Genomic DNA, 19,850 nt, shown 5'->3' on the forward strand with positions numbered 1-19,850 from the left:
ACCCGAGAATCGCCAGCCAGTCGACCGCTCAGCTCAGCGGCTGATCAGCTGAGCGGCCCGAGCGGCCCAGCTCACTTCCGGCGCGAGTGCAGCAGCTTCTCATCCACCGGCGCGGTGGGAGAGGCCCGCAGCGTCCGGTAGTACTCCATGGACTCGTCCTGGCGTCGCTGCTCGGAGCCGGAGGTGATCTCCATGCGCACGTGCTCGGGGGAGTAGCCGAAGGAGTCCACGATGTCCTGGGCGTGCGGGCGCAGCCGCTGCAGCAGCCGGTTCACATACGGGCTCAGCGTGCGGGCGCGCTGGGAGGAGATCCGCCCGTTGAGCAGGTACCAGTCCAGCGTGTCCTCGATCTTGGTCAGCGCGTAGAGGTCACGCAGCCAGGTCATGATCTGCTTGGTCCCCGGATCGTCGACCTTCTCGAGGGCTTCGGTGAAGGATTCCCAGAGCAGCAGGTCCGCGTGGGCCTTGGCGGCGTTGATGATCTCGTACTGGTGGTCGTTGAAGATCGCCGCCTGCTTGGCCGCAGGCAGCTTCGACGCCGAGCGCAGCTCTGAAGCCACGTCGATGACCATCTGCCGGGAGCGTTCGGTGAGCAGCTGGCGCTGCACGTCGGGCTGCTTGAACCAGTTGGCGCTGCGGCGTTCATCCCCGGTGTCCTGCACCGACTGGAACGCCCGGCGCAGACCGAAGCGGTTCATCACCGTGGACTGCGCCTGGGTGGCCACATAGCGGGAGAGCACCCCGAAGTCGGCATCCTTGAACTCTGCGGCGTAGTCGCTGAGCAGACGCTTGGCCACCAGCTGGAGCAGCACGTTGTTGTCACCTTCGAAGGTGACGTAGACGTCGAGGTCCGCGCGCAGCGAGACCAGCCGGTTCTCGGAGATGAAGCCGGCGCCGCCGCAGGCCTCGCGGGCCTCCTGCAGCGTGTCCAGCGCGTGCCAGGTGGTCACGGACTTGATCGCCGCGGCCAGGGTCTCCAGCTCCTGCCGGTTCTCATCGGAGTCGTCCTTGCCGGAGAACACGTCGTCGAGCTTGACCAGCAGGTTCTCATGGGCGAAGTTCGCCGCGAAGGTGGTGGCCAGGCGCGGGAGCAGTCGGCGCTGGTGCAGCCGGTAGTCCAGCAGCACCTCTTCCTCGATGGTGGAGGAGGCGTTGAACTGGCGCCGCTGGTTGCCGTAGGTGACCGCGCCGATCAGCGCGAGCTTCGAGGCCGCCACCGAGGCGCCGGTGAGCGAGACCCGGCCCTGCACCAGGGTGCCGAGCATCGTGAAGAACCGGCGACCGGGGGAGTCGATCGGGGAGCTGTAGGTGCCGTCGGCGGCGACGTCGCCATAGCGGTTGAGCAGGTTGGTCCGCGGGACCCGGATGTTGTCGAAGGTGAAGCAGCCGTTGTCCACCCCGTTGAGGCCGCCCTTCTGCCCCTCATCGGTGATGGTGATTCCCGCCAGCGGCTGGCCGTCATCGCCACGGATGTTGGTGTAGATGCAGTGCACCCCGTGGTTGACCCCGTTGGTGATCAGCTGGGCGAAGACGACGGCGTCCTTGGCGTCGTTCGCCGCATTGCCCAGGTAGCGCTTGGTGGCCGCGGGGAAGGGGGTGTTGAGGATGAACTCCTCGGTGGCCGGATCGTAGGTCGCGGTGGTGCCGATGGAGGCGACGTCGGAGCCGTGGCCGAACTCGGTCATCGCGAACGCGCCGGGAGCCCGGAGGTCCATGGTCGCGGGAAGGAACCTGCGGTGGTGATCCTCGGAGCCCAGGTGCAGCACCGCGGCGGCGAAGAGGCCCCACTGGACCCCGGCCTTGATCTGCAGCGAGGGGTCAGCGGTGACCAGCTCCTCGAACGCGGCGATGTTCGCGCCGTGTGCATCGGAGCCGCCGAACTCCATGGGGAAGGCGCGGTGCACGGCGCCGTCCTCGGCGAGCTTCGCCATCTGCTCGAAGACCCGCTCGCGGTGATCCTCCTTCGACATGCCCTCGACCTTGTGGAAGGCGGAGTCCTTGAGCAGCTCGCGGGCCTGACGCCGGGTGTCGGCCCAGTGTCCGAGCAGCACGTCCTCCATCACCTTCTTGTCCACGCGAGCGGAGTCGGCGGAATCGATGGCCTCGATCGGGTCGGTGACCGGGTGGGTGACCGGGTGGTGTGACATGAGGTCTCCTCAGACTGGGGGTTGAGCGTCAGGCGCACGGGATGATCTGCGCCGGTTCCTCGGCGCGGGGCTGATCAGTGATCCTGCACACAAAATAGTCTATGATACTGACCAGTAACAAATGCAAGACCTGCCGGACCCGCTGACCCAGCGGACGTTCCGTCGGGTGCCTGCACCCCTCGACCCAGGAGTCAGATCCATGAGTGCACAGAACATCCGAGACGCCGTCATCATCGGTGGAAATCGCATCCCCTTCGCGCGGGCCCACACCGCCTACGCCACCGCGGGCAACCAGGACATGCTCACCTCGACGCTGAACGGCCTGGTGGCCCGCTTCGGGCTGCAGGGCGAACAGATCGGCACCGTCGCCGCCGGTGCGGTGATGAAGCACTCGAAGAACTTCAACCTCACCCGCGAGTCCGTGCTGGGCACCCCGCTGGACCCCAAGACCCCGGCCTTCGACGTGCAGATGGCGTGCGCCACCGGCATGGAGGCGATCGGTTCGATGGCGAACAAGATCAAGCTGGGCCAGATCGATTCCGCCATCGCCGGGGGAGTGGACTCCATCTCCGACGCCCCGATCGTGGTCACCGATGAGCTGCGCGGGATCCTGATGGAGGCCAACCGGGCCAAGTCGGTGCCCCAGCGGCTCAAGGCGCTGGCGAAGATCCGCCCCGGCCACCTGTCCCCGCAGGCCCCCGGCGTCAACGAGCCCCGCACCGGCATGTCCATGGGCGAGCACATGGCGATCACCGCCCACGCCTGGGGGATCACCCGGGCGGAGCAGGACGAGCTCGCCCTGGCCAGCCACAAGAACCTCGCCGCCGCCTACGACCGCGGCTTCTTCGACGACCTGGTCACCCCCTTCAAGGGCGTCGGACGTGACACCAACATGCGCGCCGACTCCACGCTGGAGAAGCTGGGCAAGCTCTCCCCAGCGTTCGGGCGTGACCTCGGCGCCGAGGCCACCATGACCGCGGCGAACTCCACCGCCCTGACCGACGGCGCCTCCGCGGTGCTGCTGGGCTCCGAGGAATGGGCCGATCAGCACGATCTGCCCAAGCTGGCGAACTTCATCGACTACGAAGAAGGCGCAGTGGACTTCGTCGACGGCGCCGAGGGCCTGCTGATGGCTCCCGCCTACGCCGCGGCCCGGATGCTCAAGCGCAACAACCTGAGCTTCTCGGACTTCGAATACCTCGAGATCCACGAGGCCTTCGCCTCCACGGTGCTGGCCCAGATCAAGGCCTGGGAGTCCGAGGAGTTCTGCAAGAACAAGCTCGGCCTGGACTCCGCGCTGGGAACCATCGACCGCAGCCGGCTCAACGTCAACGGCTCCTCGCTCGCCGCCGGGCACCCCTTCGCCGCCACCGGCGGACGGATCGTCGCCTCGCTGGCCAAGGCGCTGCACGGCAAGCCCGGCAAGCTCGGCTTCATCTCGGTCTGCGCCGCCGGCGGTCAGGGCATCACCGCGATCATCGAAGGACGGTAACCGCTTCATGGCTAGAGACACCTACACCGAATTCGCCAACACCAGCTTCGGCCGCACCCTGACCAAGAACCTCGGTCTCCCGCAGCCGGCGAAGCTGCGCCGCCACCGGCCCGGACGCCCGCTCATCGAAGGCCCCGTGGTCGTGCTGGGCAGCTCCGAGGCCGCCTCGGCGCTCGCGGACCGGCTGCTCGGCTGGGACCTCGATGTCCGCCGCAACGTCGGGCCCAAGGAGAAGGTGGCCGGCGTCGTCGCCTGCTTCGACTCCGCCTCCAGCCCCGCGGACCTCAGCAGCACCGTGCTGGAGATCGGGATGCTGCTCAAGCAGCTCAAGCCCTCCGGCCGGGTCATCACCGTCTCGCGCGATCCGCAGGGCACCTCGGATCCGGCCGTGCGCGCCGCCCGCAGCGCGGTCCAGGGCCTGACCCGCTCGACGGCGCACGAGATGCGCGCCGGCGGCACCGCCAACGGCATCGTGCTCGCCGACGACCTGGACCCCTCAGCGCCCGGTGCGGCCGGAGCGCTGCGCTTCCTGCTCTCCGGACGCTCGGCCTTCGTCTCGGGACAGTTCATCTCGGTGGACAGCGTCAACGGGGCGCTGCCGGGCAACTGGGACCGCCCGCTGCAGGGCCAGGTCGCAGTGGTCACCGGCGCCGCCCGCGGCATCGGCGCGTCCATCGCCCGGGTGCTGCACCGCGACGGCGCCACACTGATCCTGGTGGACATCCCCGCCGCAGGCGAGCAGCTCGCCGGCGTCGCCAACGAGGTCTCCGGCACCGCGCTGCAATTGGACATCACCGCACCCGACGCCGGGGACCGGATCCTCGCCCACGCGGAGCAGCACCACGGACGGCTCGACATCGTGGTGCACAACGCCGGGATCACCCGGGACAAGCTGCTCGCCAACATGGACGAGTCCCGCTGGAACTCGGTCATCGCAGTCAACATCGAGGCGCAGCTGCGGATGAACCGGGCCTTCCTGGCCTCGGAGCTCTTCAACGCCGACGCCCGCGGCGCGATGGGTCCGCGGATCATCTCGCTGGCCTCGACCTCCGGGATCGCCGGCAACCGCGGCCAGACCAACTACGCGGCCTCCAAGGCCGGGGTCATGGGGATGGTCTCCGCGACCGCCGCCCAGCTGGCCGCCCGGCACGGCACCATCAACGCCGTCGCACCAGGTTTCATCGAGACCGAGATGACGGCGAAGATCCCCTTCGCCACCCGGGAGGTCGCCCGGCGGCTGAACTCGCTGAACCAGGGCGGACTGCCCGTGGACGTGGCCGAGACGATCGCGTTCCTGGCCTCGCCGCAGGCCGGGGGCACCTCCGGGCTGACCCTGCGGGTCTGCGGACAGAACCTCGTGGGGGCCTGAGCCATGGTCACTGAAATCGAGATGCCCTCGCTGAGCAGCCTCTACGGCCGCGCCGCCTTGGGCGCCGCGCGCTCGAAGCTGCGCCCGGGCGCTGGCGCCCGCACCCTGCCGGGCAGGTCCGTGCTGGCCCAGCACCCAGGGGTCAGCGTCGAGCAGGCGGAGAGCTACCGCCGGCTCTTCGGCGGAGAATCCTTCGACGGCGCCCACCGCGCCGCGCTGCCCTCGGTGCTGGTCCACATCATCGGGTTCCCGATGCAGATGGCTCTGATGAGCGACGGCGAGTTCCCGCTGCCGCTGATGGGGCTTGTGCATGTGGCCAACGAGGTTGAGCACCTGCGCCCGGTCCGGGTGGGCCAGCCGGTGCAGATCCTGGTGGCCGCGGAGAACCTGCGCCCGCACCGCCGCGGCACCCAGGTCGACATCAAGGTCACCGTGCTCGAGCAGGGGGCAGACCCGGCGAACGCTGACTCGGAGAATGCAGCGGAGACCTCGGTGCTGTGGCGCTCGGTCTCGACCTATCTCAGCAAGGGCACCCAGCTGGGCACAGAGATCTCGGCAGACTCGGGGTCCACGGACGTGACCCGCTCCGACGCCGAGCCGAAGTCCTTCGTCCCGCCGGTCAAGACCGCCTCCTGGCGGCTGGGCTCGGAGGCGGGCAGGGCGTATGCCGCCGTGTCGGGGGACTACAACCCGATCCACGTCTCCCAGCTCGCCGCCAAGGCGCTGGGCATGCCCGCCGCGATCGTGCACGGCATGTACTGCGCGGGCAGGATGCTGGAAGGGCGGGAGCCCGAGGGCGCCGGACACCGCTGGTGGATCCGCTTCGAGGCGCCGGTGACCCTGCCCGGGACCGTGGCGTTCGCCGCGGAGCCGCATGGGCCCAAGGCGGTGCGCTTCACCGGCTGGAACCCGCGCAAGGCCCGGCGGCATTTCAGCGCCGAGCTGCAGCTGCCCTGATCCGGTTGCCCTGATTCGGTGCCGGAGGAGTCTGCACAGGATTCTGACCTGCATCACCACGGCCGGTCTTTCCACCACAGGATCCGCGTGGGATCCGGGCCGCTAGGATGAGCCCCATGGCTTCTCAGCGGACCGGGTCCTCGCGGACCGGCACACAGCGCGGCGGCGGTGCGGGCCGCGGTGCGAACAAGGCCGAGGGCCTTGACTTTCGCAGCGTGGAACCCGCCCCGCTGATCCTGCTCAAGGGCAACGAGGACTACCTCGCCGGCCGGGCGCTGGACAAGATCAAGCGGGCACTCCGGGCGCAGCACCCGGACCTGGAGTTCACCCGGCTCGACGTCGCAGACGCCGGGCCGGGAGAGCTGTTCACGGTCACCTCGCCCTCGCTCTTCGGCGAGGCGCGCCTGGTCCTGGCCGAGGACCTCGCCTCGATGAACGACACCTTCCTCACCGACGCCCTGGCCTACCTCGAGGAGAAGCCCGAGGACGTGACCCTGGTGCTGCGGCACAGCGGCGGCAACCGGGGCAAGAAGCTGCTGGACGCGCTGGCCAGGCGCGCCGTCGTCGTCGACTGTGCAGGGACCCGCAACGACAACGAGAAGCTCGACTTCGTGCGCCGCGAGTTCCGCGCCGCCGGACGTGAGATCCACGCCGACGGCGCCCGCGCGCTGGTCGCCGCCGCCGGCTCCACGCTCTCGGACCTCGGCGGGGCCTGCCAGCAGCTCATGGCCGACGTCGCCGGGGACATCACCGAGGAACACGTGGACCGCTATCACGGAGGCCGGGTCGAGGCCAGCGCCTTCAAGGTGGCCGACGCCGCCTTCGAGGGTCGCCGCGAGGCCGCCACCCGGCTCTACCGCCACGCCATCGCCACCGGGGTCTCGCCCATCGCCGTCACCGCCGCGCTGGCCCGCAAGGGCCGGCACATCGCAGCGCTGGTGGACCATCGCGGCAGCCCCGCCGCGCTGGCCGCCACCCTCGGTGCTCCACCCTGGCAGCTGCAGCAGGTCGCCGAGACCGCGCGGCGCTGGCACCCGCTGCGCGCGGCCGAGGCCATCGAGGCGATCGCCCGCGCCGACGCCGAGGCCAAGGGCGCCTCGCGGACCCCGGAATACGCGGTGGAACGCGCCATCACCGTGATCGCCTCCTCGGCGGGCCGCTGAGCCCGACGCCGGACCTGACACACACCCTGACACCGCCCTGCTCGGTGGCTGGAGTGCGGCTTCTCTGCTATCGTCTATAGGCAGTGTCTGGGGTTCGAAAGAGCCCCAAAACCCTGCGGCAGCAAGTCTCGCGCAGTCCTGGGCCCTCTACCTCAATGGGCTGCGCAATCGCTATGGCAACCCCACGCCACTGAAGTTTGTCTGCTGCCGGCCGACAGGGATGTATCCTCACGTCCAGTGACCTCAGACAGAAAGACAACTCGTGGCAAACATCAAGTCTCAGAAGAAGCGCATTCTCACCAACGAGAAGGCGCGCCAGCGCAACCAGGGCGTCAAGTCCCAGCTGCGGACCGCCATCAAGAAGGTCCGCAACGCTGTTGCCGCCGGCGACAAGGACGCAGCGATCGCAGCCAACCGCGAGGCAGCTCGCAGGCTCGACAAGGCCGTCTCCAAGGGCGTTCTGCACAAGAACAACGCCGCCAACCGCAAGTCCGGTCTGGCCGCCACCGTCAACGCTCTGTGAGCTTGACTCTCTAGAACGTCCGCTCACACGCGAGCGAGCAACGGGGCCCTGCGCGCTGCGCGGGGCCCCGTTCGTGTAAGACCTGACCGCGCCGTCGGCAGCGTCCCAGCGCAGCCACCGCCGCAGTCATGGAACAATGAAGTGCCAGGTGCAGCACAATGCCCGGCGTCTCGACGAAGCAAAGGACTCCCACCACCGTGTCACCGAAGGCCCGCAGCTCGCAGGTGCCCGCCGCCACTGACCCCAGTGTCATCAGGAACTTCTGCATCATTGCGCACATCGACCACGGCAAGTCCACGCTTGCGGACCGCATGCTGCAGCTGACCGGGGTGGTGCAGGCCCGCGACATGAAGGCCCAGTATCTCGACCGGATGGCCATCGAGCGCGACCGCGGCATCACCATCAAGTCCCAGGCCGTGCGGATGCCCTGGGAGCTCGACGGGCAGACCTACGCCTTCCACATGATCGACACCCCGGGCCACGTGGACTTCTCCTACGAGGTGTCCCGCTCCCTCGCCGCCTGCGAAGGCGCGCTGCTCCTGGTCGACGCCGCCCAGGGCATCGAGGCGCAGACCCTGGCCAACCTCTACCTGGCCATGGAGCACGACCTCAAGATCATCCCGGTGCTGAACAAGATTGACCTGCCCTCGGCCCAGCCGGAGAAGTACGCCGAGGAGATCGCCTACCTGATCGGCTGCGAGCCTGAGGACGTGCTGCGCGTCTCCGGCAAGACCGGCGACGGCGTCGAGGAGCTGCTGGACAAGATCGTCGCCGAGATCCCCGCCCCGCAGGGCGACGCCGACGCTCCGGCCCGCGCGATGATCTTCGACTCCGTCTATGACACCTACCGCGGCGTGGTCACCTTCGTGCGCGTGGTCGACGGCAAGCTCTCGCACCGCGAGAAGATCAAGATGATGTCCACCGGCGCCACCCACGAGCTGCTCGAGATCGGGGTCTCCTCCCCGGAGCCCGAGGCCACCAAGGGTCTCGGCGTCGGCGAGGTCGGCTACCTGATCACCGGTGTGAAGGACGTGCGCCTCTCCAAGGTCGGTGACACCGTCACCGCCCAGAACCGGCCCGCCGCGGAGATCATCGGCGGCTACGACGACCCCAGCCCGATGGTCTTCTCCGGGCTCTTCCCGCTCGACGGCTCCGACTTCCCGGTGCTGCGCGAGGCCCTGGAGAAGCTGCAGCTCAACGATGCCGCACTGAACTTCGAGCCGGAGACCTCCACCGCGCTGGGCTTCGGCTTCCGCGTGGGCTTCCTGGGCCTGCTCCACCTGGAGATCACCCGGGAACGGCTCGAGACCGAGTACAACCTTGATCTGATCTCCACCGCTCCCAACGTGGTCTACGAGGTCACCGCCGAGGACGGCGAGATCCATCGGGTGACCAACCCCTCGGAGTTCCCCGAGGGCAAGGTCAGCGAGATCCGCGAACCGATCGTGGACGCCACGGTCATCGTCCCCGCCGAGTTCATCGGCCCGGTCATGGAGCTCTGCCAGTCCCGGCGCGGCACCATGGAAGGCATGGACTACCTCTCCGCCGAACGCGTGGAGATCCGCTACAAGATGCCGCTGGCCGAGATCGTCTTCGACTTCTTCGACCAGCTGAAGTCCCGCACCAAGGGCTACGCCTCGCTGAACTGGCAGGGCACCGGTCAGCAGGCCGCCGACCTGGTCAAGGTCGACATCCTGCTCCAGGGTGATCAGGTCGACGCGTTCTCCGCGATCACCCACCGCGACTCCGCCTACGCCTACGGGGTCAAGATGGCCTCCCGGCTGAAGGACCTGATCCCGCGCCAGCAGTTCGAGGTCCCGATCCAGGCCGCCATCGGCTCGCGGATCATCGCCCGCGAGAACATCCGCGCGATCCGCAAGGACGTGCTCTCCAAGTGCTACGGCGGCGACATCAGCCGCAAGCGCAAGTTGCTGGAGAAGCAGAAGGAGGGCAAGAAGCGGATGAAGATGGTCGGCACCGTGGAGGTGCCGCAGGAGGCCTTCATCGCCGCGCTGTCCTCGGACGAGGACGCCGGCAAGGACAAGGCCGGCAAAGAGAAGGCCGGGAAGAAGTAGGCGTTGCCCTCCACCCTTCCCCTCGGCGACCCGGTCCCCGCCGACGGCGGCTTTCCCGCCGCCGTGCAGCGGGCCCTGCCCGCCCGTGCCGAGGTGCCCTTCGGCCTCTACGTGCACATCCCGTTCTGCAGCGTGCGCTGCGGCTACTGCGACTTCAACACCTACACCGCCGAGGACCTCGGCCCCGGCGCCTCCCAGGTGTCCTACCCGGACACGCTGATCTCCGAGCTGGTCTTCGCCCGCTCGGTGCTCGACGCCATGGGTGCCCCGGAGCGCCCGTTCTCCACGGTGTTCTTCGGCGGCGGCACCCCGACGCTGCTGCCGCCCGAGGAGCTCGCCCGGATCCTCGCCCGGGCCCGTGAGCTCTTCGGCTTCCGTCCGGACGCCGAGATCACCACCGAGGCCAATCCCGACACCATCACCGCTGCCACCGCGCAGGTCCTCGCCGAGGCCGGGTTCACCCGGCTGAGCCTGGGCATGCAGTCCGCCGTGCCGGAGGTGCTGCGCACCCTGGACCGCACCCATGACCCGGCCAACGTGGAGCGCGCGGTCCAAGCCGCCCGCGCCGCCGGCCTGCAGGTCAGCCTGGATCTGATCTCCGGCACGCCGGGGGAGAGCCTCGAAGACTGGCGCACCAGCCTGGACCACGCGGTCGCGCTGCGGCCGGACCACATCTCGGCCTATTCGCTGATCATCGAAGCGGGCACGGCGATGGCCGCCAAGATCAAGCGCGGCGTGCTGCCCGACATCGACCCCGATGATCAGGCAGACAAGTACCTGCTCACCGATCAGGTGCTCGGCGCCGCCGGGATGAGCTGGTACGAGGTCTCCAACTTCTCCACCAGTGCCGCGACCCGCTCGGAGCACAACCTGAACTACTGGGTGGACTCCGACTGGTGGGGCGCCGGGCCTGGCGCACACTCCCATGTGGCCGGACTGCGCTGGTGGAACGTGAAGCACCCCGCGGCCTATGCACAGCGGCTCTCCAGCGGCACCACCCCGGGCCACGGCCGGGAGCTGCTGGCGGATCAGGACAAGACCCTGGAGCACCTGATGCTGCGGGTGCGTCTGGCCGACGGGCTCGACGTCGCCGGGTACAACGCGCTGCCGGAGCTGCGCCGCAGCCAGGGCGAGAAGATCTCGCGGAAGAGCCTGCAGTCACTGGTGCATGACGGGCTGATCGACGACGACGCCGCGGAGCCCAGCACCGCTCATCCGCAGGGCCGAGCGGTGCTCACCCTGCGCGGACGGCTGCTGGCCGATGCAGTGACCCGCCGACTGGCGCCCTGACCGAAGGACGGGTGCTCGGTTGAGCAGGCGGCGATGCCCAGCGGATCAGCTGAGGATTCTCAGTGGATCAGGCGAAGGTTCAAGGGGTACCGGTAGGGGCGGCCCTTGTTGCACTGGATGCCGGCCACGAGCCCAGAGATGGTCATCGTGACCCAGATCAGCACCGCGAGGAGGCCGAAGACCCAACCGATGGCCGGGATCAGGGCAAGGATGTAGCAGGCCAGCATCACTGCGGTCAGCGGAAGCGTGAAGTTCAGCGCCTCTTTGGACTCCTGGGCGGTGAACGGGCCGCGGTCGCGGTAGACCAGATACACCGCGAGGGCGGGGAAGCAGCCGATGAGCGCGCCGAAGTGCGACAACGTGGCCCAGCGTCGATCCTCTGCCGGGGTCAGCGCCGCGGCGGCAGCGGAGGAACCCTTCAGGCGTGCAGAAGAATCCGTTCGAGCATCCTGCCCCGACCGGTCACCCTGGGGTTTCTGATTATGCTCCACTGCACCTCCGTGTCTGCGATGCCACCCTTGCGGCACCTGGCCGTTCCCGATTCGAATTCTACCCAATCGCCCTGGACATCGACTGGCCGACGGAGGCGTGTCGGAGTCCGGATTCTGCGCGCTGCGCCTGTGTGCCCGGACCCGGTGGTCTCGCTCGGTTCCTAAGTTCAGTGCTCCACCGTGACGAAGTCGATCAGCTCCTCCACCCGACCGAGCAGCGAGGGCTCGAGATCCGCGTAGCTGCTGACCTGGCCGAGGATCCGTTTCCACCCGTGCGCGATGTCACGCTGGTTCGCATGCGGCCAGCCCAGCGCCTGCAGCGTGCCGACCTTGATGTCCTGACTGCGCGGGATGTCCGGCCAGCGCTTCAGCCCGAAGAGATGCGGCTTCACGGCCTGCCAGACATCCACATAGGGATGGCCCAGGACAGCGATGTTGCCCTGTGCGCCGCGCTGCTGCATGACCTCGCGGGCGATGCGCGACTCCTTGGAGCCGGGGACCAGGTGATCCAGCAGCACTCCGACCCGACGCCGGGGTCCCGGCCCGAACGCGCGGATCGCGCCGAGCAGGTCATCGGCGCCGTGCAGCGGCTCCACGACGATGCCTTCGATCCGCAGGTCCTCGCCCCAGACCTTCTCCACCAGCTCGGCGTCGTGGGTGCCCTCGACCCAGATCCGTGAGGCCCGGGCGACCCGCGCCGGCGCGTTCGCCACCGCCACCGAACCCGAGGCGGTGCGAGTGGGCTTCGCCGCGGCGGCCCGCGGGGTGGGGGGAGTCAGCTCCACCGGCTGGCCCTCATACAGGAAGCCGTGGCCCAGCGGGAAGGAGCGGACCTTGCCGCGCCGGTCCTCGAGACTCACCACATGGACACCGCCGGAGGCCTCCACCGAGATGATGGCGCCGACCCAGCCGGACTCCACCTCCTCGATCACGGCGCCGTAGTCGGCGGGCATCGCGGAGACCTTGCGGAGCTGGCTCTGGCGGAGCCGGGAGAGGTCCTGGGCACCCCAGTTCGGGGTGGAGGAGGGACGCCAGTCGGGGAAGTGCGGAGCGCTCATGATCACCCATTGTAGAATTGGCACTTGTACTCGAAGAGTGCCAGAAGTTCAGGAGGCGCCAAGCTTACATGTCAGACACCCGTCGTCTGCAGGTTCTGCGTGCCATCGTGGAGGACTACGTCCAGACCCGGGAGCCGGTCGGATCCCGGGCCCTGGTGGAGCGCCATGACCTGGAGGTCTCGCCCGCCACGATCCGCAACGATATGGCCCACCTCGAGGAGGAGGGTCTGATCGCCGCCCCGCACACCTCTGCCGGGCGGATCCCCACCGACCTCGGCTACCGACGCTTCGTGGACAAGATCACCGAGGTCCGTCCGCTCTCGGCCGCCGAGCGGCGCGCCATGGACACCCTGCTCGAGACCGCCGATGACCACGATGCGATGCTCGAGCACACCGTGCGGCTGCTCGCGATGCTCACCAACCAGGTCGCCGTGATCCAGCATCCGCAGCGCTCCACCGCGAAGATCCGACATATCGACATCGTCTCGATGTCCTCGCACAAGGCGCTGGCCATCGTGATCCTCTCCTCCGGGAAGGTCGAGCAGCGCATGGTCACCCTCGCCGACGCGATCGGCGACGACTCGCTGCACCGGATCGCCCAGGTGCTCTCCACCGAACTGCATCAGCGCTCCATCTCTGCCCTGCCGCTGCCCACCGACACCCTGATCAGCCGGGTGGAGCCGGTGCTGCGGCCGTCCATGGCGATCATCGCCCAGGCGGTGGAGACGATCCTCGAGTCTTCCCGCGTGGATCGCATCATCATGGCCGGGACTGCTAACCTCGCCAGGTCGGGCCGCGACCTCGGTCCCTCCATCGGTCCCATTCTTGAGGCGCTCGAGGAACAAGTAGTGCTGCTTCGACTGTTGACAGAGATGGAGCAGGACCGACGCGGTCTCTCCATCCGCATCGGTCACGAGACCAGTCATGATTCGCTGATCGAGACCGCTGTCGTCGCAGCAGAGTATGGCTCCCAGGCGGGAGCCGAAGGTGCCAAGCTCGGCGTCGTCGGTCCGACCCGCATGGATTACGGCTCCACCATGTCCGCGGTGCGCGCAATGGCGCGCTACCTGTCCCGAATTCTCTCCGAAGGGTGAACGTCCTTGAAGATGACGACTGACTATTACGAAGCGCTCGGCGTCAGCCGCTCGGCGTCCACCGAAGAGATCAAGAAGGCCTACCGCAAACAGGCCCGCAAGCTTCACCCCGATGTGAACCCCTCCGAGGACGCCGCCGAGCAGTTCAAGGCGCTCGGCCGCGCCTACGAGGTGCTCTCCGACCCGCAGAAGCGGCAGAACTACGACGCCACCGGCGATGAGAACGGCCGCTCCGGATTCCCCGGCGGCGGAGCAGGCGGCGCCGGCTTCGGCGGCTTCGGCGACATCTTCGAGACCTTCTTCGGCGGGGGAGGCGGAGGCCCCGCCTCACGCACCCGCCGTGGCCAGGACTCGCTGATCCGGGTCCGCATCGACCTGCGCGACGCCGTGTTCGGCACCACCAAGGAGGTGGAGCTGGAGACCGCCGTGACCTGCACGGTCTGCGACGGCTCCTGCACCCGCAAGGGCACCTCGCCCACCACCTGCCCGGACTGCCACGGCCAGGGCCAGGTCCAGCGGCCGATGCGCTCGATCCTGGGCACCGTCATCCAGACCCAGACCTGCGCCCGCTGCGCCGGCTTCGGCAACATCATCGAGGACCCCTGCCAGGAGTGCGACGGCCAGGGTCGGGTGCGCGAGCGCAAGTCCCTGAAGGTCAAGGTCCCGGCAGGCGTGGACCGGGGCAACCGGATCCACCTGGCCGGCGAGGGCGAGGCCGGACTGGCCGGCGGCCCCTCCGGAGACCTGTTCATCGAGGTCGAGGTCAAGCAGCACGAGGTCTTCACCCGCCGCGGCAACGACCTGCACGCCACGGTCTCGATCCCGATGACCGCGGCCGCCCTGGGCACCACGGTCGACCTGGACACCTTCGACGGCGCCGAGGAGCTCACCGTGAAGCCGGGCACCCAGTCCGGTGAGGTGCTCACGCTCAAGGAGCGCGGGGTGACCCACCTGCGCGGCGGCGGTCGCGGCGCGCTGAAGGTGCACCTGAAGGTCGAGACCCCCACCAAGGTCTCCGACCGCGAGGCCCAGCTGCTGCGCGAACTCGCCCTCGAGCGCGGTGAGGAGCGCGGGGAGTCCACCACCGAACACCGTGGCGTCTTCGCCAAGCTTCGCGAACGCTGGGACGCGCTCTAGAGATGCGCGATCTGAGATGACGGCACCGCTGTTCCACCTCGACCCGGGTGCGCTGGACGACGCGGCCGTGGCCGAGGTGGTCACGCTCACCGGCGCGGAGGGCCACCATGCCGCCACCGTGATGCGGCTGCAGCCCGGCGAGCCGGTGCTGCTCTCCGACACCGTGGGGCGGCGCGCCGAAGGCCGCGTCCGCTCCGCCGGAGGCGGGCAGCTCGAGGTGGAGATCCTCGCCGTGATCGAGGAGCCGGTGCCGCTGCCCCGGCTGGTGCTGGTCCAGGCGCTTGCCAAGGACCGCCGCGACCTGCAGGGCGTGGAGTCCGCCACCGAGCTCGGCGTGGACGCGGTGATCCCCTGGCAGGCCGAACGCTCAGTGGCCCGCTGGAAGGCCGGCCGCGAGACCAAGAAGCACGCCGAGTGGGTCGCCCTGGTGACGACCGCGGCCAAACAGACCCGACGCACCACCATCCCCGAGGTGCGCCCGCTGCAGAGCACCGCCGGCTACCTCACGGCGATCCGGTCCGCGGGCGCCGAGGTCGGCGTCGTCGTGCTGCATGAGACCGACGAGACCTCGCTGGCCCAGGCCATCGCCGCGCTGCAGAAGCCCGCCCGCAAGGATCCGACGCTGAAGGATCCGATGCAGCAGGATTCCACGCACCAGCTGCAGGAGCTGCACCTGGTCGTCGGTCCGGAGGGCGGGATCAGCGACCGCGAGATCGAGCTGCTCACCGGCGCCGGAGCGCAGGTCGCCCGGCTCGGCCCCACCGTGCTGCGCTCCTCCACCGCCGGTCCCGCGGCGCTGGCCGCCGCGCAGCTGCTGCTGGGCCGCTGGGACTGGGGTGCTGAGACTGGTCAGCCTGAGCAGACCGCATAGACTGGGGACCAATGACTGAGACTTCGCAGAACCCGAGCACATCGCCCATCTCCGGAGCGGCCCGCGGCGCCACCGCCGCCGCGCTGGGCAACATCGAGCGTCAGGTCCACTTCGCCGACGCCGAGACCATGTTCCGCAGCCTCGGCGCCGGGGACCTCGCGCTGCGCATCCTGCAGGGCATCTACCCGGCGTCCTCCATCGGGCTGCGTGATCAGCTGGTCACCGTGGGCGGGCCCGCCGGGGAGATCACCGGGATCGTGGAGATCCTCACCCAGCTCAAGACCCTGGCCGCCTCCGGGACCACGGTCACCGAGGAGATCATCGAACAGGTCGCCACCATGGTGCGCGCCGACGCCGCGCAGGACTCCGCGCGGATCGTGACCACCAACATCCTCTCCCACCGCGGGCGCACCATCCGGCCCAAGACCAAGAACCAGCAGACCTATGTGGACACCATCGACGAGTCCACCGTGGTCTTCGGCATCGGCCCCGCCGGCACCGGCAAGACCTACCTGGCCATGGCCAAGGCGGTCCAGGCGCTGCAGGCCCGCGAGGTCAACCGGATCATCCTGACCCGCCCCGCCGTGGAGGCCGGCGAGAAGCTCGGGTTCCTGCCGGGCAGCCTCAACGAGAAGATCGACCCCTACCTGCGCCCGCTCTATGACGCGCTGCACGACATGATCGACCCGGACTCGATCCCGCGGCTGATGGAGTCAGGCATCATCGAGGTCGCCCCGCTGGCGTACATGCGCGGACGCACGCTCAACGACTCCTTCATCATCCTCGACGAGGCGCAGAACACCACCGCCGAGCAGATGAAGATGTTCCTGACCCGGCTGGGGTTCAATTCCAAGATCGTGGTCACCGGAGACATCACCCAGGTGGACCTGCCGCGCGGCACCGACTCCGGACTGCGCACCGTGATCGAGATCCTCGACGGCGTCGAGGGCATCGAGATCTCCCGCTTCGGCTCCGAGGATGTGGTCCGCCACGAACTGGTGGGCCGCATCGTGGACGCCTATGAACGCCACCAGGACCGGACTCCCGCCCCCGCGACCCGACGCGGAGGACGGCGATGACCGAGGCCCAGGTCACGGTCGAGGACAGCTCCGGCTCCGATCAGATCTCCGGAGCGCACCTTGCCGAGCTGCTGGACCTCACCGGATTCCTCTACGCCAAGCTCCACCTGGCACCTGCGGTGACGCTGTCGATCACGCTTGTGGACGAAGAGGCCATCGAGCAGCTTCACCTGGACTGGATGAACCTGCCCGGGGCCACCGATGTGATGAGCTTCCCGATGGACGAGCTCATCGCCGGCACCGCCGAGGACCCGGTCACCGAGGGCGTGCTCGGCGACATCGTGATCTGCCCCGGCGTCGCCGCCGCGCAGGCGAAGGCCAACGGGCACCCGCTCAGCGCGGAGCTCGCGCTGCTGGCCACCCACGGGGTGCTGCACCTGCTCGGACATGACCACGCCGAGGCGGCTGACCGTGAAGAGATGTTCACCCTGCAGCGAGTGCTCCTGGAGGAGTACCTCGGTCACGCTGCCCCGACGCCGACGGTCTGATCCATGGCCCTCGGCATCCTCATCATCCTTGCGCTGGTCTGCGCCGTGCTGGCCTTCGCGCTCTCCGCGGCCGACTCCGCGTTCCTGCGGCTGAGCCGCCGTGAGGCCGAGGAGATCGCCGAGCAGCGCGGCTCCACCGCCGTGGAGAAGATCCTCGCCCAGCCCGTGGCGCACACGCTCGCGCTGCAGACCTGGCGCTGGTTCTTCACCACCGCCGTCGTCGTGCTGGTCATCGTGGCCTCCGCACTGGCCCTCGACGGGCTTGCCGCCGGCGCCGTGGCAGGCTCCGCGGTCCTGCTCATCGGCGGAGTCATCGCCGCGGCGATCTCCCCGCGGCGGGTCGGCCGGGGCCACCACCTGCTGGTCGCGGCCTCCACAGCGCAGTTGGTGCGCACCCTGCGGGTCGTGCTCGGACCCTTCCCCGAGGCGCTGAGCAGCATCGGCGCGCGCACCGTCCCGGGCACCGCACACACCGACCAGGGCTTCTTCGACGACGAGGAGTTCCGCGAATTCGTGGCCCGCGCCTCGGAGAAGGACATCATCGAGCACGCCGAGGCCGAGCTGATCCAGTCCGTCTTCGACCTCTCCGCCACCCGGGTCCGCGCCGTGATGGTCCCGCGCACCGACATGGTCACCGTGGAGTCCGGGACCAGCCTCGCCGAGGTCATGACGCTGTTCTTCCGCTCCGGATACTCGCGGATCCCGGTGGTGCGCGGCTCAGCCGATGACATCACCGGCATGATCTACCTCAAGGATGCCGCGTTCCTGCACCACCGGCTGCGCAGCGGGGAGCTGCTCAGCGCCTACACCGACCGCGACCCGGACTCGATCCTCATCGACGAGCTCCAGCGCGACGTCCGCTATGTGCCCGAGTCCAAACCGGTCTCCGAGTTCCTCTCCGAGCTGCAGCGCGAGTCCACCCACGTGGCCATCGTGGTCGACGAATACGGCGGCACCGCCGGGATGGTCACCCTGGAGGACCTGATCGAGGAGATCGTGGGGGAGATCGTGGACGAATACGACACCGAGTCCGCCGAGATCGAAGACCTCGACGACTCACGACGCCGGCTCTCGGCCCGCATGTCGGTCGACGACTTCGCCGAGCTCTACGAGCTCGACCTCGACGACGAGGAAGAGGTCGACACCGTCGGCGGTCTGCTCGCCAAGGCCCTGGGCCGGGTGGCGATCGCCGGATCCGAGGTCGAGATTCCGCGCCGCCACGGCCCCGGAGTGGTGCTGCGCGCCGACCGGCTCGAGGGGCGACGCAATCGGGTGAGCCACGTGCTCGCCTGGGAGGCCGAGGACCGGCGAGGCGCCAGAGCGGGGCTGGGCACCGACGCCGAGCCCGACGCTCTGCACCTCGACCCGACAGAGACGGCAGCACAGACAGCACCACAGACGGCACCCCAGACAGCGGCCCAGACCGCAGTCCAGACAGCAGCCCAGCAGGACGACCGGGCCGCAGCCGCGGCCTCGGCGCAGGAGAGGATCGGAACACCACGATGAGCCCAATACAGATGCCGCCGCAGCAGGAGGGCTTCGCCGCGTTCGACGAGAACTTCCGCGCCGGATTCGCCAGCCTGGTCGGGCGCCCCAACGCCGGGAAGTCCACGCTGACCAACGCGCTGGTCGGGGACAAGGTGGCGATCACCTCCTCGAAGCCGCAGACCACCCGGCACACCATCCGCGGGATCGTGCACCGCAGCGACTTCCAGCTGGTCCTGGTCGACACTCCGGGGCTGCACCGCCCGCGGACCCTGCTCGGCAAGCGGCTCAACGGCCTGGTCATCGACACCCTCTCCGAGGTCGACGTCGTCGGGTTCTGCATCCCGGCCGACGAGAAGGTCGGACCCGGTGACCGCTTCATCGCCGCCCAGCTGACCAAGCTCCCGCACAAGCGGGTCATCGCACTGGTCACCAAGGTGGACAAGGTCTCCCGCGAGGACCTCGCCGAGCAGCTCATGGCTGTGGACCAGCTCGGCCGCGAACACCTCGCCCAGGAGGGCAACCAGGCCGGCGGCTTCGCCGAGATCATCCCGGTCTCCGCCCTCGAAGGCGACCAGACCGAGGTGGTGATCGAACAGCTCGCCGCGATGATGCCACAGTCCCCGCCGCTCTACCCCGAGGGGGAGCTCACCGACGAGCCCGAGGCCATCATGGTCGCCGAGCTGGTCCGTGAAGCGGCCCTCGAAGACGTCCGCGATGAGCTGCCGCACTCGATCGCCGTGGTCGTCGAGGAGATGGTTCCCCGCGAAGATCGGCCCGCCGACAAGCCGCTGCTCGACGTCCGGGTCTCGATCCACGTGGAGCGCGACTCGCAGAAGGCGATCATCATCGGCAAGCGGGGCGCCCGGCTCAAGGCCATCGGCACCGACGCGCGGGCCGGGATCGTCAAGCTGCTGGGCACCCCGGTCTACCTCGATCTCCACGTCAAGGTGACCAGGGAATGGCAGCGCGACCCGAAGAAGCTCGGCCGGCTCGGCTTCTAGCCCCGGACAGCGGGGGTCGTCCACATGATGAGAATCAGGGTGACCCACTGCACACGCCCGCGCTGCGTGCTAGTTTGAAAGATGTGCAGACGATACGCCAGCGCGTCCTACGACTAGAGCTTCTCCG

17 protein-coding genes are annotated in these 19,850 nt (G+C 68.9%); 14 read left to right on the plus strand and 3 right to left on the minus strand.

Annotation, left to right across the window (positions count from 1 at the left end):
- Positions 1-71: 71 nt before the first annotated feature.
- Positions 72-2,147 (minus strand): acyl-CoA dehydrogenase, encoded by a 2,076-nt coding sequence (locus LTH96_RS04295; RefSeq protein WP_241464529.1) that lies wholly within the window; start codon positions 2,145-2,147, stop codon positions 72-74.
- Positions 2,148-2,346: 199 nt separating this feature from the next.
- Here LTH96_RS04295 and LTH96_RS04300 point away from each other — a divergent pair, with 199 nt between their 5' ends.
- From LTH96_RS04300 to hemW, 7 genes are all read left to right on the plus strand, one after another.
- A complete protein-coding gene (locus LTH96_RS04300) occupies positions 2,347-3,639 on the plus strand; it encodes an acetyl-CoA C-acetyltransferase (RefSeq protein WP_241464530.1) in 1,293 nt (430 codons plus the stop codon).
- Positions 3,640-3,646: 7 nt separating this feature from the next.
- Positions 3,647-5,008: a 3-oxoacyl-ACP reductase gene (locus tag LTH96_RS04305; RefSeq protein WP_241464531.1), complete on the plus strand. Its 1,362-nt coding sequence runs from the start codon at positions 3,647-3,649 to the stop codon at positions 5,006-5,008.
- 3 nt (positions 5,009-5,011) lie between these two features.
- Positions 5,012-5,965 (plus strand): MaoC/PaaZ C-terminal domain-containing protein, encoded by a 954-nt coding sequence (locus LTH96_RS04310; RefSeq protein WP_241464532.1) that lies wholly within the window; start codon positions 5,012-5,014, stop codon positions 5,963-5,965.
- A 116-nt stretch (positions 5,966-6,081) separates the two neighbouring features.
- Complete coding sequence (gene holA / locus LTH96_RS04315) at positions 6,082-7,128, plus strand: DNA polymerase III subunit delta (protein WP_342357741.1); 1,047 nt, start codon at positions 6,082-6,084, stop codon at positions 7,126-7,128.
- Between the two features lie 262 nt (positions 7,129-7,390).
- Positions 7,391-7,651 carry a 30S ribosomal protein S20 gene (gene rpsT / locus LTH96_RS04320; protein WP_241464534.1) on the plus strand — a complete coding sequence of 87 codons (261 nt, stop codon included), beginning with the start codon at positions 7,391-7,393 and terminating at the stop codon, positions 7,649-7,651.
- Positions 7,652-7,848: 197 nt separating this feature from the next.
- Positions 7,849-9,726: a translation elongation factor 4 gene (gene lepA, locus LTH96_RS04325; RefSeq protein ID WP_241464535.1), complete on the plus strand. Its 1,878-nt coding sequence runs from the start codon at positions 7,849-7,851 to the stop codon at positions 9,724-9,726.
- Between the two features lie 3 nt (positions 9,727-9,729).
- Positions 9,730-11,016 carry a radical SAM family heme chaperone HemW gene (gene hemW, locus LTH96_RS04330; protein WP_241464536.1) on the plus strand — a complete coding sequence of 429 codons (1,287 nt, stop codon included), beginning with the start codon at positions 9,730-9,732 and terminating at the stop codon, positions 11,014-11,016.
- A gap of 59 nt (positions 11,017-11,075) precedes the next feature.
- On the opposite strand, the gene LTH96_RS04335 is transcribed toward hemW, so the two are convergent.
- Together LTH96_RS04335 and LTH96_RS04340 are read right to left on the minus strand one after the other, a co-directional pair.
- Entirely contained in the window at positions 11,076-11,507 is a 432-nt protein-coding gene (locus LTH96_RS04335) for a DUF4870 domain-containing protein (protein ID WP_241464537.1), read from the minus strand.
- A gap of 167 nt (positions 11,508-11,674) precedes the next feature.
- The gene (locus LTH96_RS04340; protein WP_241464538.1) at positions 11,675-12,565 is read right to left on the minus strand and encodes a DUF3097 domain-containing protein; all 891 of its coding nucleotides are present in this window, start codon (positions 12,563-12,565) and stop codon (positions 11,675-11,677) included.
- A 68-nt stretch (positions 12,566-12,633) separates the two neighbouring features.
- On the opposite strand from LTH96_RS04340, the gene hrcA reads away from it, so the two are divergent.
- Genes hrcA through era form a run of 7 tightly spaced genes read left to right on the plus strand, consistent with a single transcriptional unit; the run spans position 12,634 to position 19,723 of the window.
- A complete protein-coding gene (gene hrcA, locus LTH96_RS04345; protein ID WP_241464539.1) occupies positions 12,634-13,659 on the plus strand; it encodes a heat-inducible transcriptional repressor HrcA in 1,026 nt (341 codons plus the stop codon).
- A gap of 12 nt (positions 13,660-13,671) precedes the next feature.
- Positions 13,672-14,796 (plus strand): molecular chaperone DnaJ, encoded by a 1,125-nt coding sequence (gene dnaJ / locus LTH96_RS04350; protein WP_241464540.1) that lies wholly within the window; start codon positions 13,672-13,674, stop codon positions 14,794-14,796.
- Positions 14,797-14,812: 16 nt separating this feature from the next.
- A complete protein-coding gene (locus LTH96_RS04355) occupies positions 14,813-15,667 on the plus strand; it encodes a 16S rRNA (uracil(1498)-N(3))-methyltransferase (RefSeq protein WP_241464541.1) in 855 nt (284 codons plus the stop codon).
- 11 nt (positions 15,668-15,678) lie between these two features.
- Complete coding sequence (locus LTH96_RS04360; RefSeq protein WP_241464542.1) at positions 15,679-16,746, plus strand: PhoH family protein; 1,068 nt, start codon at positions 15,679-15,681, stop codon at positions 16,744-16,746.
- Positions 16,743-17,234, plus strand: a complete 492-nt coding sequence (gene ybeY / locus LTH96_RS04365; protein ID WP_241464543.1) for an rRNA maturation RNase YbeY — start codon at positions 16,743-16,745, stop codon at positions 17,232-17,234. Before LTH96_RS04360 ends, ybeY begins: the two co-directional genes overlap by 4 nt.
- A 3-nt stretch (positions 17,235-17,237) precedes the next feature.
- The gene (locus LTH96_RS04370; RefSeq protein ID WP_241464544.1) at positions 17,238-18,740 is read left to right on the plus strand and encodes a hemolysin family protein; all 1,503 of its coding nucleotides are present in this window, start codon (positions 17,238-17,240) and stop codon (positions 18,738-18,740) included.
- Entirely contained in the window at positions 18,737-19,723 is a 987-nt protein-coding gene (gene era, locus LTH96_RS04375) for a GTPase Era (protein WP_370644386.1), read from the plus strand. The genes LTH96_RS04370 and era overlap by 4 nt, the downstream gene beginning before the upstream one ends.
- The last annotated feature ends 127 nt before the right edge of the window (positions 19,724-19,850 follow it).

This window comes from Nesterenkonia sp. LB17, assembly GCF_022565915.1.
Taxonomy (GTDB): Bacteria; Actinomycetota; Actinomycetes; order Actinomycetales; family Micrococcaceae; genus Nesterenkonia.